This window comes from Polaribacter sp. Z022, from assembly GCF_023555495.1.
Lineage (GTDB): Bacteria > Bacteroidota > Bacteroidia > Flavobacteriales > Flavobacteriaceae > Polaribacter.
Genome location: NZ_JALCZO010000008.1, coordinates 1 through 17,870 on the forward strand (window position 1 = coordinate 1; position 17,870 = coordinate 17,870).

General features: G+C 27.0%; 17 protein-coding genes and 1 pseudogene. 15 read left to right on the top strand and 3 right to left on the bottom strand.

The features are described from left to right. Positions 1 to 73: 73 nt before the first annotated feature. Positions 74 to 214, top strand: a pseudogene (locus MPF13_RS15720) (hypothetical protein); the annotation flags it as partial. 565 nt (positions 215 to 779) lie between these two features. Here MPF13_RS15720 and MPF13_RS14595 read toward each other — a convergent pair. Then, positions 780 to 1,514, bottom strand: coding sequence for a hypothetical protein (locus tag MPF13_RS14595; RefSeq protein ID WP_249983501.1), 735 nt, complete (start codon positions 1,512 to 1,514; stop codon positions 780 to 782). A 403-nt stretch (positions 1,515 to 1,917) separates the two neighbouring features. On the opposite strand from MPF13_RS14595, the gene MPF13_RS14600 reads away from it, so the two are divergent. The 14 genes from MPF13_RS14600 to MPF13_RS14665 all read left to right on the top strand — a co-directional run bounded on the left by MPF13_RS14600 (position 1,918) and on the right by MPF13_RS14665 (position 16,104). Further along, complete coding sequence (locus tag MPF13_RS14600) at positions 1,918 to 2,079, top strand: hypothetical protein (protein WP_249983502.1); 162 nt, start codon at positions 1,918 to 1,920, stop codon at positions 2,077 to 2,079. 38 nt (positions 2,080 to 2,117) lie between these two features. Continuing rightward, complete coding sequence (locus tag MPF13_RS14605; protein WP_249983503.1) at positions 2,118 to 3,794, top strand: tetratricopeptide repeat-containing sensor histidine kinase; 1,677 nt, start codon at positions 2,118 to 2,120, stop codon at positions 3,792 to 3,794. A gap of 3 nt (positions 3,795 to 3,797) precedes the next feature. Then, a complete protein-coding gene (locus MPF13_RS14610; RefSeq protein WP_249983504.1) occupies positions 3,798 to 4,463 on the top strand; it encodes a DNA-binding response regulator in 666 nt (221 codons plus the stop codon). A gap of 562 nt (positions 4,464 to 5,025) precedes the next feature. Then, the gene (locus MPF13_RS14615; RefSeq protein ID WP_249983505.1) at positions 5,026 to 5,823 is read left to right on the top strand and encodes a hypothetical protein; all 798 of its coding nucleotides are present in this window, start codon (positions 5,026 to 5,028) and stop codon (positions 5,821 to 5,823) included. 180 nt (positions 5,824 to 6,003) lie between these two features. Continuing rightward, positions 6,004 to 6,309, top strand: coding sequence for a hypothetical protein (locus MPF13_RS14620; RefSeq protein WP_249983506.1), 306 nt, complete (start codon positions 6,004 to 6,006; stop codon positions 6,307 to 6,309). A 5-nt stretch (positions 6,310 to 6,314) separates the two neighbouring features. Beyond that, positions 6,315 to 8,234: a KAP family P-loop NTPase fold protein gene (locus MPF13_RS14625; RefSeq protein WP_249983507.1), complete on the top strand. Its 1,920-nt coding sequence runs from the start codon at positions 6,315 to 6,317 to the stop codon at positions 8,232 to 8,234. Then, complete coding sequence (locus MPF13_RS14630; RefSeq protein WP_249983508.1) at positions 8,231 to 8,731, top strand: 3'-5' exonuclease; 501 nt, start codon at positions 8,231 to 8,233, stop codon at positions 8,729 to 8,731. The genes MPF13_RS14625 and MPF13_RS14630 overlap by 4 nt, the downstream gene beginning before the upstream one ends. A 3-nt stretch (positions 8,732 to 8,734) precedes the next feature. Beyond that, complete coding sequence (locus tag MPF13_RS14635; RefSeq protein ID WP_249983509.1) at positions 8,735 to 10,534, top strand: DUF262 domain-containing protein; 1,800 nt, start codon at positions 8,735 to 8,737, stop codon at positions 10,532 to 10,534. Positions 10,535 to 10,692: 158 nt separating this feature from the next. Continuing rightward, complete coding sequence (locus tag MPF13_RS14640; RefSeq protein WP_249983510.1) at positions 10,693 to 11,250, top strand: TIR domain-containing protein; 558 nt, start codon at positions 10,693 to 10,695, stop codon at positions 11,248 to 11,250. Positions 11,251 to 11,254: 4 nt separating this feature from the next. Further along, positions 11,255 to 11,671 (top strand): TIR domain-containing protein, encoded by a 417-nt coding sequence (locus MPF13_RS14645; RefSeq protein WP_249983511.1) that lies wholly within the window; start codon positions 11,255 to 11,257, stop codon positions 11,669 to 11,671. A 6-nt stretch (positions 11,672 to 11,677) separates the two neighbouring features. After that, positions 11,678 to 12,172, top strand: coding sequence for a RipA family octameric membrane protein (locus MPF13_RS14650; protein WP_249983512.1), 495 nt, complete (start codon positions 11,678 to 11,680; stop codon positions 12,170 to 12,172). 191 nt (positions 12,173 to 12,363) lie between these two features. After that, the gene (locus MPF13_RS14655; protein WP_249983513.1) at positions 12,364 to 13,143 is read left to right on the top strand and encodes an ion transporter; all 780 of its coding nucleotides are present in this window, start codon (positions 12,364 to 12,366) and stop codon (positions 13,141 to 13,143) included. Beyond that, positions 13,140 to 14,993, top strand: coding sequence for a hypothetical protein (locus MPF13_RS14660; RefSeq protein ID WP_249983514.1), 1,854 nt, complete (start codon positions 13,140 to 13,142; stop codon positions 14,991 to 14,993). Before MPF13_RS14655 ends, MPF13_RS14660 begins: the two co-directional genes overlap by 4 nt. 136 nt (positions 14,994 to 15,129) lie before the next feature. Continuing rightward, entirely contained in the window at positions 15,130 to 16,104 is a 975-nt protein-coding gene (locus tag MPF13_RS14665; RefSeq protein ID WP_249983515.1) for a hypothetical protein, read from the top strand. Between the two features lie 24 nt (positions 16,105 to 16,128). Here MPF13_RS14665 and MPF13_RS14670 read toward each other — a convergent pair whose 3' ends face one another. Further along, complete coding sequence (locus tag MPF13_RS14670) at positions 16,129 to 17,061, bottom strand: endonuclease/exonuclease/phosphatase family protein (protein WP_249983516.1); 933 nt, start codon at positions 17,059 to 17,061, stop codon at positions 16,129 to 16,131. Between the two features lie 132 nt (positions 17,062 to 17,193). After that, positions 17,194 to 17,832 carry a transglutaminase-like domain-containing protein gene (locus tag MPF13_RS14675; RefSeq protein ID WP_249983517.1) on the bottom strand — a complete coding sequence of 213 codons (639 nt, stop codon included), beginning with the start codon at positions 17,830 to 17,832 and terminating at the stop codon, positions 17,194 to 17,196. Positions 17,833 to 17,870: the final 38 nt, after the last annotated feature.

Below are 17,870 nucleotides of genomic sequence, written 5' to 3' on the forward strand. Positions count from 1 at the left end.
TTTTTCCTTCGGAAAAATACGCAGGTACAAAGTTGTTTAATAAATTGCTTACTTTTAGCATAACAAAACCGCAACAAACCATATACAAACACGTTCAGCAGGAATTTATTTTATAAAACTAACATATAAAAACAATAAAATTCAGAATTTCAAAATTATAAAAAAATGGGAAATAAAAATAAAAAGTCAATGCTCTCAAGCACAAACACGTTAACCCTTATTAAAAAAAGTCTATAAATGTAATATTCGTTCAGCTTCGCTGGATTTTTGTAGATGTTTAAAAAAATGATTTTGATAGTAGATACTTTAGTCAACTATCTATTCTGTAGGAAATTATTTTTATAATATTCATACTAATTTCTTATTCTCTAATACTTTTTTTTTAAAATAAACTTCACTTTATAAACATTGTGCAGTAATATCTTCTGTTAAACTTGTTCAAACTAATTCTGATAGAAAACGAAGTCTCATTCTATTTTTGCAATAAATCCGTGAATTGATTGCATAAAAAAACAGTTTAGAGACCTAAACTGTTTTAAAGTAGTAGCGGGAACTGGACTCGAACCAGTGACCTTCGGGTTATGAGTTCTTGTAAATTGTTAGTTTACAGAATTTTAACCTTTTTATTATTTAAATCGTGTTCTAAAACGTGTTCAATTTAGATCGGATTATTAATATAATTTTCTTATTGTAAGGTAGTGATTTCATTAATAAATTACAAATTTAAATTTCCAAGAAAATTCAAACAACAACAGAATTACTTTAATTAACTTCAATCCTTATTTTACACAGAAATATTTATCGATCATATATTTAGAAATGGGTTTTAATGTTTTACCAGTTTGAGGGTGCAATCCTAAAGATGTAAATATTTCAAATTTACCATTTGGATTTTTTCCGTACCAAAATCTCGCTTGACCATTTTCTTCAAAATATTTTACATCGCAATTAGGCTCAATTTTTTTAAAAAATTTGATCCTTTCTTCTTTATAAATTTTTAGCTGCCCTACCTTGTATTTCTCTGTATCAAATTTAACCTCAACATATTTATTATTTTCCCAAACCATCCATCTTTGTTTATTAAAAGAAAAGACAATTACAAGAGTAATAAGGGTAATTCCTAAAATAATTGCAATTTTATTGTTTTTTACAACGTTTAAAATTCCATTAAGCCACCCTAATTTTTTGTTTTTTTGTTTTTCCTGAGGTAGCACATTATTTTTTTTTAGATCTACATTATTTTCAACAAAATCTATATAATTATCATAACCTAAATATTTACATAAGGAGTTTATTACAATTTGCTGTTTAATTATAACCTTCTTTTCATTATTATCTCTTGCTTCATTAAATAAGATGCGCAAACTTTTATCTCCAAACGTACATTTATAATCATTGAATAAAATATCAGAAATTCGTTCTGATACTTTATGATTTGACACAGAGATTCCCGTCTCCATTTCTTCATCTTTTCTAGCTTTTTCAAAGGCTTCTAATATCAATTTCTGATGCATATCTATTACTTTTTTCTGAATGTTAAAATACTAAAACTTAATGGAAAATAAATAGAAATTCAATTCCAAAAAATTTCCAAACATCTTCCACCATCTTTCCATTAATTACACTCCTTTCTTTTTTCATTTGTACCAGAATTGATTATTGAATTACACGCAAAAAAGCTTGTACAAAAGCATCAATTAAAATTGGAGCAACGAAGTAGAGTTGTTTAGCTAAACTGGGAAGTATCTAAACTTCTTTACTTCTGCACTCCAAACTTCCCACAAAAAAAGAGACGTCTTTTTTTAACAATTAGCGTGTTGCTAGTTATCTAAAAAACTGAGTATACATACTCGGACTACAGCACTATTGTCCAATTTTAAATATAACAAAATGAAAAAAATAATTTTAATTACACTTATGGTTTTCCTTAATCTATCTTTATTATCATGTTCTGAAAGTGATGATTTTGACATTGAAAATAATGCAGGTACAGAAGTTTTAAATAGTTCTGCAGAATGCTGTGATGGAAACGGAGAAATATTACCACCTCCTCCTCCACCTGAGGAAGATGGCAATTAAAAATATTATAATTAGATTATAGTTAGTATTTTTGAGGAATGAAAAAGATCAAACTTTCATTCCTCTTTTTTTGCATACTATTCTGTTTTTTATACTCTAAACAAGTTAGAGCGCAACAAGCAACAGATAGTTTACGATATTATTACCACTTATATACAAAAGCTAAAGGAGGAAGTGATATCTATAAAATTTATAATTTCTACCATAAACACAAAGAAAAGAGTCTTCAAAAAAAAGACACCTTTGCCGCAGTTTATGATTTACGATTTATAGCAAGTATTCAATATCGATTAGGAAGACATCATGAGAGTGATGCCACAGCCGTAACAGCTTTAAAGTTATTACAGCCTATGAAAACTACCCCACAAATATTAGAAGCAAAAATTGGATTATTAAATCACTTAGGAATTGTTTCTTATGAATTAAAAAATTATGACAGAGCTTTAGAACTTTATGACAGAGTCTTAAAAATTACTACCTCAACTCAACACATACTTACAGTTTATAATAACAAAGCCAATGTGTACAAAAAGAAAAATGATTATGCTTTGGCTTACTCAGAATTTAACAAAGTACATCAAAATCAATTAAAATCTGGAAATCATATTGAGATAGCTAGATCTCTAGACAATTTGGGATTGGTAAAATCTAAATTGAATTATGACGATGCCTTGACTAATATGTTAGATGCCTTAAAAATTCGACAACAAGAAAATAATACCGATGAAATATTTGTTAGCTATAAACATTTGGCAGAATATTACATGGATAGAAATCAGGTTCAAAAAGTAAAATACTACGCAAATAAAGCCTATAATTTGGCTGAAAAGGTAAAAAACACCTCTTATAAATTAGAAGCATTATCACTTTTACTCAAAGTAAATAAAAATGCAAAAGTAATCGCATACAAAAAACTAAGTGATAGCGTTGCATTGGCGAAACAGCTTACTAAAAACAAGTTTGCTTCTATGAAATACGACTTCTCAAAAGAGAAGAAAAAAGCAGATGACGCGAAACTTCGATTAGTTGAAAGTGAACTGCAAGAAGAAAAAGAAAAAAAGTCAAAAATAATATATCAAGCCATTGCTGGTTTTATTTTACTCATACTGCTCTCTTCTTATTTTATCTTTCGGGTAAAATATAAAAAAGGAAAATTAGAAGAAGTATACAAAACAGAAACTCGTATTTCTAGAAAAGTACATGATGAAGTTGCCAATGATGTTTACCATGTAATTACTCAATTACAAAGTGATACACATGTTAATGAAGATGTTTTAGATGAGTTAGAAGGGATTTATAATAAAACTAGGGATATTTCTAAGGAGCATAGCGACATTAATATGGATAGCCATTTTAATGAGCTCTTAACCGATTTACTGATAAGTTATAAAAACAATTCTACCAATGTAATTACCAAAAACATTTCTAAGATGAACTGGAACAAGGTTTCAAAAGAGAAAAAAACGGCTATTTACAGAACCTTGCAAGAATTGATGACCAACATGAAAAAACATAGTAAAGCAACGCTTGTTGTTTTAGTTTTTAACCAACATCGCAATAAAATTATTATAGATTTTAAAGATAATGGTATCGGATGTGATCTAAAAAAACATACTGGATTGCAGAATGTGGAAAACCGTATTCAAACTGCCAATGGAACTATTATTTTTGACACAGAGATTGATAAAGGTTTCAAAGCAAAAATTACCATTTAACGTATGTTTAAAAAAGTTTTAATTTCAGACGACTTAGGGAGTATTAATAAAGGAATTTTAACCGTACTTAAAGGATTAGAAATAAATAATGTACAACAAGTACAATATTGTGACGATGCCTATCTTAAAATTAAAAAAGCAGTTTTAGACGATGCGCCATATGATTTATTAATTACAGACCTATCTTTTATAAAAGACCATAGAGCACAAACATATGCATCGGGAGAAGCTTTAATTATTGCTTTGAAAAAAGAATACCCTGGGCTTCCTATTATTGTGTATTCGGTGGAAGATCGTTTGCAAAAAGTACGCTTTTTAATGAACACGCATCAAACAAATGGATATGTCTGTAAAGGTAGAAGAGGCTTATTTGAATTAGAAAAAGCAATACATGCTATATATCATAATCAGACATACCTATCTCCACATGTTCAGCAAGCCCTTAATCCTAAATCGGACCTTGAAATAGATGATTATGATATTGAATTGGTACATCTATTATCTCAAGGTTTATCTCAAGAAGACATTAGTAATTCTCTTAAAAAAAGGAACATTACACCGAGTAGTTTGAGTTCTATTGAAAAAAAATTGAATAAACTAAGAATTCAATTTAAAGCCAACAATGCCATTCACTTAGTGGCTATTGTTAAAGATTTAGGTCTTATTTAATTTTATTTTACAAACTGCGGGTTCCCGTAAAAACATTTTTTAGAAGCACATTACCTTTGAGGTATAATTTCTTTTTTAGGAGGTTTTAGGGGAACTAAAATAAAACGGAAATTGTTATGAAAAGTAAAACCTTACGGATACCCGTAAGGTTTTGTTGTTTATAGGAGGTACATTTGAATGAACAAACCTCTAAACAAAGAAATCATTGGGGCTAGTTCAAAAAGGAAACAATAATAAGGTTTGCAGTAATAGAATTTACTGTTAATTAATATGAATCATTTGGAGAGCATTAAAAAACAATACCACCCTTTGCGTTTTTTATCATTATAACTGGCTTTTGTTATAGATAGCTTATTACATCTATAAAGCATTATAAAAGTGCTAAACAGCTGACATAAATCATATTATAAATTTGTATTATTTTTTATTTTTGAATATAAAAAATTGCAAATCGTAACCGTTTATATGAACTATAACAACTTCTCTCATCAGGGAATTTAACCCATAAAAAGGAGTATTGAGTACCATATAACTATTTGTAAACTTTTAAAAAAAAGATTCTATGAAAAATTACAAACCAATTTTACTAATTTTATTTTCATTGTTTATTAGTTGTTCTGATAAAAATCAAGAACATCTTGAAAAAGTGAAACAGAGAGTAAAAGAAGATGCTCTTGGAGTTGATATGAAATATAAAAATATTGAATTTCAATGGATAGATACATTATTTGTAAAAGAGAAATTAACTAGTTTAAAGAAAATAAATAATACGGAGATTCAAAGTATTTTAGATACTGAATATTTTGTTAAAGATAATTTCAAAACAGGTAAATTATTTACAAAAGAATATTTAACGAAAGAAAGAATAATAGAATTACGAAACTGGGAAACTAAAGTTGCTCATTCTGATAATTCCGGATATTATAAGAAACAAGGTTACAAAGATTATCTTGATTTTGCATTTAAAAATAGAAATGCATCTAAATCGATTTCAGAATTATGTAACCAAATCGAAAAAACTGACAAATTATTAGAGAAATACAATAAAATTGAAAACGGAGATTTAGAATTAATTGAAAATTCTCTGTGGTACTATAAAAGAATTGATGATTTTGAGAGCAATAATAAACCTGAAAAATTATGGAGTAATTTATATTCAAAATTAGAAACTATAAAATCCAATCAGATATTAATTGACAGTTTATCAAAGTTAAATCCTGATCAAATTATTCAATATAAAAGTTTAAATAAATTCACTATTAATAATCCAATTTTAAACGGAGCTGAACAAGAATTGAAAGAATATTTCATATTTGATAAAGATTTTAATATTACCGAAAGAATAGATTTCAAAAAATAACAGTTTACAACAATGTATAAAATTTATGCTTGCATATAAACTAAATATTAACGACAAACATTCTAACAATCCGATTTGCTACAACCGAAAAATCTCCGATTTTCCAGTCGCACAAATCTTATACTAGCCCGTTGGCAACAATTAACCACGCAACGAACACACGAACTAAAAAATAAAAATATGGCAATATCAGACGTACAAGAAAAAGGAAGTTGGATTTACATTTATGATGGAAACGGAACAAAATCAGCAACACTTTCGGATTCAATTGGAGATTTAATGGGAATCGGAAGTGACTTTATAGTTTTACTAAAAGGAAGTTGGTACTATGTTTATGATGAAGATGGAAAAAAGATAGCAACTCTATCAAAATCAAGTGGTGATTTTAAAAATGCAGTTGGTAATTCGTTCAACTTAATAAAAGGAAGTTGGGTTTATACATACGACAGAAAAGGGAAAAAAATCAATACTACATCTGCACGTTAATATCTATGATAAAATCAAGCATAACCGATAGTCCAAGAAATGTATCAAAAGGAGAAAAAGACAATTTCGGAATTGGACCATTTGAAAACGGTTTAACAAAATTCATAAACAATAGTAATACACCAATTACTATTGCTCTTCAAGGAGAATGGGGAAGCGGAAAAACTTCTTTAATGAATAGTCTGAAAAAGAATTTAAGCGATTCGGATAATTCAAAATATCACTCTATTTGGCTAAACACTTGGGAATATGCTTTAATGAAAGATGCACAATCTACATTAATGGATATTATAACAGGTTTAATTCAAGAAACTTCAAAAATCGCAAAAGTTGATGAAACCAAAACAAACAAATTATTAAACACACTTTGGTCTGGAATTAAAGACACATCAAAAGTAATAACTAAAAACGCTTTAAACAAAGGGCTTGATGGTGCTGGAGAAATTGTTAATGCTTTTTCTTCACAAGGAAAATCAACAATTGGAGAAGTAAGAAACGAATTAGAAGTCATCATTAAAGACTGTATAAAAAAAGATAACAAACAAGGTTTTATCTTTTTTATTGACGATTTAGATAGGATTGACCCACCAGTTGCCGTTCAACTATTAGAATTACTTAAAAACATATTTACATTAGACAATTGCGTTTTTATATTAGCAATAGATTATGATGTTGTTATTAAAGGTCTTGAACCAAAATTTGGAAAACTATCTGAATTGAATGAAAGAGAATTTAGGTCGTTTTTTGATAAAATTATTCAAGTTCCTTTTTCAATGCCAGTTTCGAGATACGAAACTGATGAATTTCTAAAAGAAAGTCTATTATCCACCAACTATATTAATGAAGACAACTCTAAAAATATTGAGTTAATTTCTAAATTTTCAGAAATTTCAAACTTATCTGTTGGCAAAAACCCAAGAGCATTAAAAAGACTAATGAACTCACTTTCTCTTATTAGTTGTATTAACTCTACTAAAGTACAAACAGAAGAAAATGACCAATTAAATAGTGAATTAGAATTATTAGTAAACTTTGCAATGGTAAGTATTCAAATTGCTTATCCGCAAGTTTATAGACTTTTAACGCTACATTCTGGTTTTGATAAGTGGAACGAAAATGTTGCTCTTCAAATGAATTTAAAAACTCTTGACCAACAAAGTATTGATAAATTAAATCAATCGGAAGAGTTTGACGAAGAATGGGAGAAAATTCTATTTCGTCTTTGCGAGAATGACCATTATCTTAAAAAACGTGCTTTAAACATTTCAAGACTTTTAAACAGTCTAAAAACAACAATTACTGAAAATGAAGAAGAAATTGAAGATGTTATTGGTGCAGTAATTTCACTATCGTCTGTTACAAACCTTGAAGCGTTTGATAAACCAGTAGTTGATTATCATAAAGGAACATTATTAAAAAGAGTAAGAAATAAACTGTTTCCAGTTTTAAGAAATAAATCACCAAATAACAGTAATGAAATAAAACAAATTGGTAGTAAAATTGTAACAAATTTCAAATTTTATCTATCAAAAGGTGTAGAATTCAAAATGAGTTCATATCCAAAAGATGGAAAAATAAATTTGTATATAAATACAAATGTTTGGTATGGTAATGACATTGGAGAATTTCAAAAGGATTTAGAAAACCATAACTTATTTAATGAGTTTGACAATATTGTAAACGAATATAATAATCACTTTAAATCAAACGGTAGTTTTATAACACACAATTTATATGATGTTGGAATATGGAAACATCACAAAATAAATCATTATTATGTCAATTTTCATAGTGACTTAATATTATCAAACCCTGAAGATTTTAGTACAGATGAATCAATCGAAAAAATTAGTGAACATATTATTAAATTAAAGGAGTTTAGAAGTAAAGTACTTGCAATATCAAATAAAAGAAATAACAAATGATAAACTCTTTTACTGCAATAGATTTTGAAACAGCAACAAGACATCATATTTGTTCTGTTGGTATTGTAACTGTTGAAAATGGAGAAATTATTGATGAATTTCACGCATTAATAAAACCACCAAATAACGAATACAATTGGCACAATATTCAAATTCACGGAATTACAGAAAAAGACACTTTAAATGTTCCTCTTTTTAGCGAAATATTTCCTGAAATTAAAAAACGAATTTATGGTAAAACTGTTGTGGCTCATAACGAAAGTTTTGACAGAAGTGTTTTATCTAAAACAATGCAAGATTACAATATTGCATATTCAGAATTGAATATTTCAACAAAATGGGAATGTACTTTAAAAATTTATAGAGCAAAAGGCTATAATCCTGCAAGATTAAATTCTTGCTGTGAAATTCACAATATTGAATTAAAGCATCACGAAGCATTATCAGACGCTCGTGCTTGTGCAAAATTATTTTTAATAGCACAAGAAAACAAATAACTTATGAGTACTTCATTTTCAATAAACGCCGGAACTTTTACACTAAAGTATAACAAGCAAACTACAAAAAATGTAATTTTAAATGACAATACAAACTACTTAATCCCAATTTATCAACGTCCATATTCTTGGACAGAGACTCAAATCAGAAAATTCATAAATGATATTTTTGTATCATTTTGGGGCTATGAACAAGAAAAAGATACTGAACCTATGTTTATTGGTACAATGCAATTATCTGAACTCAAGAAAGATAATTCACAGCATATAATTGACGGTCAACAAAGAATAACAACTTTTTTGATATTAATTAAAGTTTTGAAAACACGGTTTCCAAATTCACAAGAATTAAAAAACATTTCATTCAATTGGTTAAGTACAGAGGTTAATAATGGAGAGCAACAGTTGAACTTACAAGAATTAATATCTCAAACTGATTTTGGTATTATTGATGATAATTCACTAAATAAATATATATTAAACGGACAACTAATTAGCAATTTAGTAGAAAATCATATTGAAAAAGATATTTTCAATATTGACAAGTTTGTCAATCATCTTTTTTCAAATGTATATTTTGTTGTTATTGAAACAAAAGCAAGTTTATCAAAAACATTACAGATTTTTGATGCTATCAATACAACGGGATTAGATTTAAACGCAGGTGATATATTCAAAATTCGTATGTATGAATATTTGAATAAAAACGGAGAAAATAAACAAGCATTTAATGACATTAGTGCCTTATACGAAAAAATAGATTTTAAAAATAAATCTTTCAAAAGTGAAATTGCTAATATTCAAAGTATTTTAAATATCTATCAATTTTATTTAATCGGGAAATATAATTTACCGAATGTTTTATATTCATACGGAACAACTACTTTTTTCGATAGGCTTTTTGAAACCATTTTTAATATTAACAAATGGGAGCATTTTAGCAACGCATTAAAACATAACAATCTTGAATTAAATTTAAGTGAAATTGATACAATTATTGATTTAAGATATGAATGGGAAGAAAAATGGAGAAATAATTCATATTCAAATGTAGAAAATGGCGGTTTACTTCATCTTTGGTGGTGGTCAAGATATGGTCGTTATTGGGTTTTGTCATTCTTATTATTAAACAATCTAAAAGATGATACTGATAAATATAAAAAGTTAGCAGTTTTCACTAAACAACTAACTAAACTTTATTTAATATTCAGTATTCTATATCAAAAGTCAATTAACGAAATAAAGGGTTCTTTTAATAACCATCTTATTAAATTAATTGTCAATAATTCTTATGAAGAAGTATTAAAACATATCAACGACAAAATTCAGCAACATTACGATTGGAAAAAAGAAAAATTAACACATATTATCTCTGGAAATATTCTGTACAGTGCAAAAGTTAAAAATATTCTTTGCAGACTTTCGGCATTATTAGAAGAAAATATCAATTCAACAATTCCTACAGACATTAAGTCTTTGAAAGAAAACTTATTTTGGAAACCTCTCGACATTGAACATATTCAGTCATTTAATGATGAAGATTTAAGCAAACGTGATATTATAAAAGAAAAATGGGGAGAAAATCTAAATTCATTAGGGAATTTAGTTGCATTGGAACAAGGAATTAATCGTTCAATAAATAATAATGAGAGTAAAAAAATGAATGGTTACGAGAATAGCAAACTGAAAATTGTTAATTCAAAACTGACTGAACAATATGTAGATTGGGATTTTGATAAATGTGTAGAACGAAAAAAATATGAAGTTGAAAAACTGATTAATTATTTGATGGAGAAACAATAATTGTTGCCAACAATGTATATAAAAAATAGCGGTTTTATCGCTTAAGGAAAAGTAAGTAAATAATAATAAAGGTCAGTGATAAATCGAAATTTAGTGCTTAAAAATCCGCTACTTCCCATATACTAGACCATAGTATGTAATGCTTAAAGAAAAAGATAATGTCTGATAATAATAATAATAATAATAATAATAATAATAATAATAATAATAATAAACTTAAAAATATTCTAATTCCAGTTGCAGTCGGAATTGGTGTTATCGCTTTAATTGCAAAGCTATTTTCTAAATCAAAATCAAGAGACTCATACAATGAAAAACTTGAAATTGAGAATTTAACTGATAAGAGAATATTCATCAGTTTTTCTAAAAAAGATGAAAAATATAGAGACTACCTAGTCGAACAAGCAAAAAGAGAAAATTCTCCTTTTGATTTCATTGATATGTCTGTAAAAAGACCTTGGAAAGAAAACGAATGGAAAGAAAAATGTAGAAAAAAAATAAAAAAGTGTGATGGAATGATTGTCTTATTGAGTAAAAATACTTGGCATTCAAAAGGAGCTCGTTGGGAAATAAAATGTGCAAAAGAAGAGAATATTGATGTTGTTGGAATGCATATTCAAAAACATAATAAAGGAGCAATCCCAAAAGAATTATACGGAATACGTATTATCGAATGGAGTTGGAAAAATCTAGAAAAAACAATAAAAAACATATAAAGCTATGAGTAAAACATATAATATTTTTATTAGTCATTCTTGGGAATATTCAGATGCATATGATCTATTATGCAAAATGTTAAATGAAAAAAGTTATTTTTTTTACAATAACCATTCTGTTCCAAAAGATGATCCAATTCATACAAACGGTACAGACAAACAACTTAATATTGCAATTACAAACAAAATGTCAAACTGCCATATTGTTTTAATAATGGCGGGAAAATATTCTACTTATAGTAAATGGATTAATAAGGAAATTGACATTGCAAAAAATGACTTTTTAAGAGCTAAACCAATTGTTGGGATAAAGCCTTGGGCTAACAAACAAATTTCTTCTGTAGTAAAAGATAACGCCGATGTTATTATCGGTTGGAATACAAATTCAATTGTACAAGCAATTAAAGATTACTCATTATAAAAAAATATGGGACTTAAGAATTTTAATGATACAACTTATCCTGACGATAAAAAGTGTGAACATACATTAGAACAGTATAAAATGTATGTAGATTCTGCTGAAAAAGTTTCTGACAGAAGAAGTAATTTAAACACATTTTATCTTTCGTTGACTACAACTATTGCTGGAGTTATAGGATACTTAAAAACTAATACGATTGATAATAGTGAATATTTAGTTATTGGACTTTCAATAAGTGGAATATTAATTTGTGTTTATTGGGTCAATCTACTTGAAAATTACAGAAAATTAAATTCTGGAAAATTTAAAGTAATTCACGAAATTGAAAAAGAACTACCATTGAACTTGTATGAATATGAATGGGAAAAATTAGGCAGAGGAAATGATCCGAAATTATATAAAAAATTGAGTAATGTTGAAAAAGTTATTCCATCTATTTTTGGAGTATTATTTCTATTTGTAATAGTAATTAAGATTATTTTAATGATATCTAGTAAATGATAAAAAACACACTACATACAATAACGTGCAAAATTAATTGCCTGGGAAGATCGTACTTACGAAAGCCCTCACGGACTTTCTTGGGCGGTAATTATTTACTAAATTAATAACTTTAAACACACAACAAACCATATACAACAACGTCGAGTACAATTATTCCAACGAACATATGAAAAAGAAGATAATATTCAATGATTAAAAAACTATTTCTAAACGATAAATTCATACTTCTATTAATTCTAATAAATGCAATAACAATATTTGCAAGTGGATTTGGAATGTCTTCAGATAATAGATTTATTCTCACGATAACCGATAATCTAATAACTGTTCTTTTCACTACCGAATTAATAATAAAATTTAAAGAATTTGGAGTAAAAGGTTATTTCAATTCAAATTGGAGAAGATTTGATTTTGTTTTAATAGTATTATCAATTCCCGCATTAATTGCGTTTGTCTGTAATTTTGAGATTACAAATTTAAGCTTCTTACTTGTATTTAGAGTTATGCGAGTTTTTAAATCATTTCGATTTTTAAAATTTATTCCAGGAATAGAACACTTAGTAAAAGGAATTAACAGAGCATTAAAAGCATCTATTTTCGTTTTTATTGGGTTTATAATTTACATATTCATAATAAGCATTCTATCCTTCTATCTTTTTAAAGGAGTTTCGGCAGAATATTTCGGAAATCCTCTAAATTCTCTTTATACTACATTTAAAATTTTCACCGTTGAGGGATGGTATGAAATTCCAGACTTAATAACGAAAAACTTATCTTCTACAACAGCATTTTTCACATATTTGTATTTTATTTTTGTTGTAATCTCTGGAGGAATCTTTGGATTATCTCTTGTTAATTCAATTTTCGTTGATGCTATGGTTAGTGATAATAACGATGCACTTGAAACTAAAATTGATTCATTAGAAAAAAAAATTGATAAATTACTTTATAAAAACAAAGAACTATGAAATTAGAAAAAATATTAGACAATGTAAATTCACTTGAAAAGAACTCATTTCTAAAAATAATTGATAATATAATTTCAAATCATCCAAGCAATTATAGAGAAATAGATAAAATTTTATCAGATAACAATAATAACTTAAAAGCTATTGACAATATTAATATTGCAAAAGTATTTAATCTTATAACGGATGAATTTACAGAGGTTATAAAACAAGAATTTGTTAATACAACTTCTCAACTTGATATTTTAATTGATATTATTATACGAGATGGACATAATCTTATTAAAGAAGATTGGTTTGTAAATCTTTACGAAAAAGAAATTAAAAGCATTAAAAAGAAAACAAGTGAATTAATTAAAAAGCTTGATAGTGATAAATCAGATATTAATATTCAAAGAAAACGTGATTATTTAGTTTATAAAGCTTGTGTAAATACAGCTTATTTTAACGATAATGTTAGTAATAGAGATACAAAAATAACAAATGATGAATTATCTATTTTGTTAACTTTATCAAATGAACTTGAATTATCACAAGAAGAAATTAAATTAATAAATTACATTGTAATTCCTCCCGTTAAGTTACAGATTGAGCAAGTTATCAACGACTTGAAAGCTGTGGGTTTAATTTTCTATTCAAAAAAGAATAGACAAGTCTATATTGCAGACGAGATTGTAAGGGTTCTAAGAAAAATTCGTAAAAAACAAGTAGCAGATAAATTTTATCGTAGATTTTTAAAACTATTAAGAGAACCGCAAATTAATATTGTTTGTAGAAATCATAATATCGACATTAAACAGTCACTCGACGAGAAAATAAAGAATATTATTAACGAAGGTATTTCATTCTCAAAATTATTATCTAATGAACTTCATAAAGATGGAACATCATTAACTGAAAAGAAAAAATTTGTAAATGAAGTATGGAGTAAAGGTTTTGAAATGTCAGGTAACCTAAAAGGTACAACATTAGAAGAAAAAATAGGTAATTTAATTGCATATTTCGATGAAATTGAAAAAGATGAAAAAGTTGGAATTTCAATAGATGGCTATGGTCAATTACTAACTGATTTAAATGAAACTTTTCCTAAACTAAATAAAACTATTCGTGCTGAATTTGAAATGCAAGATGAGTTTGTTTTAAAAAGCGAATATTTATTAGATTTTAATATTAAGCCTAGAGATATACTCGATATCATAGAGAAAAAAGAACTTCTTGTCTTTTGTGAAAAATATAACCTAAAAAAACGAGGGAATTCTATCTTAAATATTCTTGATGGCTATAAAGACGCAGACAACTTATTTATTGAAAACTATGAAAATATAGGATTTAGAAACCTAAATGCATTAAAAGAAAATGGAATAAGCTTAAAAGAAGCTGAATTAGGTTTAAAATTTGAGGAAATCACAAAAGATGTATTCGAGAAACTTGGTTTTAATGTAGATGAAGATTTAAAAAAGAAACTTAATACAAAAAAGAATAAAATAGATCTTGTTTTAAATTTAGATGATAATGGATTAATAATTATTGAGTGTAAAACTGTAAAAGAAAGTGGTTACAATAAATTTAGTTCTGTAACACGACAAATGAAATCGTACATCGATTTAGCAACAGGAAATGGACACAATGTTGTGAAATCATTGTTAGTTGCTCCAGATTTTAGTGATGAATTTGTAAATGATTGTGATGTTGATTTTGAGTTAAATTTATCATTGATTACGGCTTCTTCACTTTTAAGAATACTTGAAGCTTTTAAAAATTCAAAACATAAACAATTTCCATATCAACTTTTAATGAAAGATGTATTAATAAAAGAAGATAGAATAATTAAAGCTATCAACAAGAAATAAAAGCAGCCAAAAATTGGTGTGAAAAAATGCCAATTAAATATAGAATAAAGTTATTATTTTATTATTCGGGAAATACCGTTATTAAAAATAACAACTTACCACATCCTACCCCTTAAGCTGCAACAAGCCAAAAAATATGAAAAAGAACATTACAATTTTACTGTTTCTAACAATAATATTTTCTTGCTCAAAAAAGGAAGACAATTTTTCAAAGTATGAATGGATTTTACATTATGAAGAATACAACAAAGATTATACAAGTTCAACACCTCAACAGAAAGTATTATTCAAGAATGATTCAATAGTCTGTGTTTCGGAATTAAATGGAAAAACAACAAAGTTTCCCTTAATAAAAAAAGATAGTCTAATTATCTTTAAAGAATTATATACAATAACAAAAAACGATCGAAAAAAGAAAGATACAATTGTAACCGACACATTGTTATTTGAATTTAAAACATTATTTAAAAAACCCTTATTAATTATAAAACCATTAAATTCAGAACATTATAACATTCTTACAACTTCCAATGCAGTAAATTCAATTGAAGAAACAAATAACTTTTTATCAATTGTTAATTTCAAAATTGGTGGTTTTGAAATTGGAGATTCCATATCACTTAATAATTTTGAAAATATCAAAGATGCAAATAATTTTGAAAATATAAATTTATTAGTGGCGTATCCAAAAAATGATAAAAATATTGAATTAGAAATTATAGATAAAAAATATATATTTAGTATTAAACAAAAAAATATTGAAAAAAGTCAAATTGAAAATATAGTTAAAGTTATAAATGAAAAAATCAAAATGAATCCTGACACTATCAAGGAAGGTAAACCCTTTTACACAAAAGGATATACTTGGGATCTCAATGGTGTACAAATTATATTAAAAAACGAGGACATGTATAAATATTACATAGATTTAGCAAATAACACAAAAGAGAATGACTTAATGGGTGGCATATATAAATCTGCATCGTTAAAACAAGCATACAAAAATTCTGAAAAAAGTAAATATTATGAATTAGAGTACAAGAATAAAATTCTTCAAGAAATATTAAAAACAATAAGTAACGAAAAACCACAATCTTCAATAATTGAATAAATTACAACTTTCGTCTGTCTATAATTAGAAAGAAACAGCACTTAAAACTAAATAAACAGGTAAATGATCTGACAATTTCCTAGCAGATTCTAAACTTTCACAAGTATTAACAAAGTCTATACTTCCTGATTTCAATATTTTAAAATTGCTCTTATAATAAAAATTATCTATAGAATGGTTTAAGTATTTACCAAATTTACATTTCATTTTTAACGTAGTTGGAGTCTTAGAAAGTGCGTTTTTATAACCTTTTTGATAAAACATATCCCATACAACATGTCTTTCATCAACATTAAAATCTCCTGCTATAATTATATTTTTTGTCTTTAATCTTTCTTCATAATCAGAAAGGTATTTAATTTCATCTTCAGGATTGTCATCATGTTTTCTTGAATGATAATTTATAACAGACATTATTGTATTGCTCCCCTTAAATATAAAATTACCTATGAATGGTTCTCTATAACAAAGATTTCTAAGATCTGAATCTAAATAAGCTTTACCTTTCAAAGAAACCCTGGATGTTTTCCATAAAAACCCATAGCGCTCACTCATATTAGAAGATGGACTACTCGTTGGGCTACTGACTCTATAATCCCATTTAGAACCCATTCGATTTAATTCATCAACTATTTTAGCAACTGCTTGTATACCTGCTGGATCTTTCCCTACTACTTCTTGAATAAGAATTAAATCATAGTTTCTAATAATTTTAGCTATTGAATTAATTTCCTTTAAACTTTTACTTCTTCCAAGGTCTTGAATATTCCAACTTACTACCGTAAAGGTTTCTTTATTTGAATTATCTTCGACCCGATTATTTTTATTCTTTGAATCACCTGATTGACTAATTTTACTCTTACTTATTTCTTCAAAATGCTTTGAAGATTTAGATTGACACGCAAATAAAAAGAGCAACGTAAATAGAAAAGTTTTCTTTAAAATTTTATAAATCATATATGATTTCTTTACTATTTATTAATCTAATAAGTTTCATTTTCAGCAATCTAACCAATATTTAACCTATAATTCATTTTATTTTTACGAATACATTTATTATCTAGTTTTATAGGGTTACCTCCTATCAAATTAAATATCTTCATAAATTATAATATTATTCGTGTATTTGTCATGACTTTTCCCTTTGAACCAATCTAAACTCACCCATTTACCCGAATTGTCAGTTCTATAATCAGTACCAAACAACCATTTATTTGAAGATAGGTTAACCGGTACTAAAAACTCAGCAAAAGCGTGTCCACTTTCACCATCAAATCCTCCAACCATTCTAGATCTTAAACCTATCTGTCTTGCAATAGAAGCCATTAAGATTGCAAAATCATCACAATCACCTGAATATTGACCTTTGTATTTTAATGATAGTGTTGCTTCCGCTGACCTCCATGTATCTTTGCCAGTAACGGGATCAAAGATATAATGCCAATTTTTAAATATATGTTCTTGTATTGCTATAATTTGCTCTATTTGTGAACCACTTGTATTTAACTTAATATTTAATTCAGATACTTCTTTTAAAACTAATCCTTCTACCTGAATTAAGTTACCAATTGCTGGAGGAATTTTATTTTTGACCAACTCATTTCTTATAATAACCTTTTCTTTTGGAGTTACTATGTCCTCAATATTAATAACCTGAGGTTCCAAATCCTTAATAATTGTATTTGGTTCTGGAATTGTATTTTTTTTATTCGCTTCTTTTTTTGCCATTGCAATAATTTTTGCTCGACCAGACCTGGAACAACTAT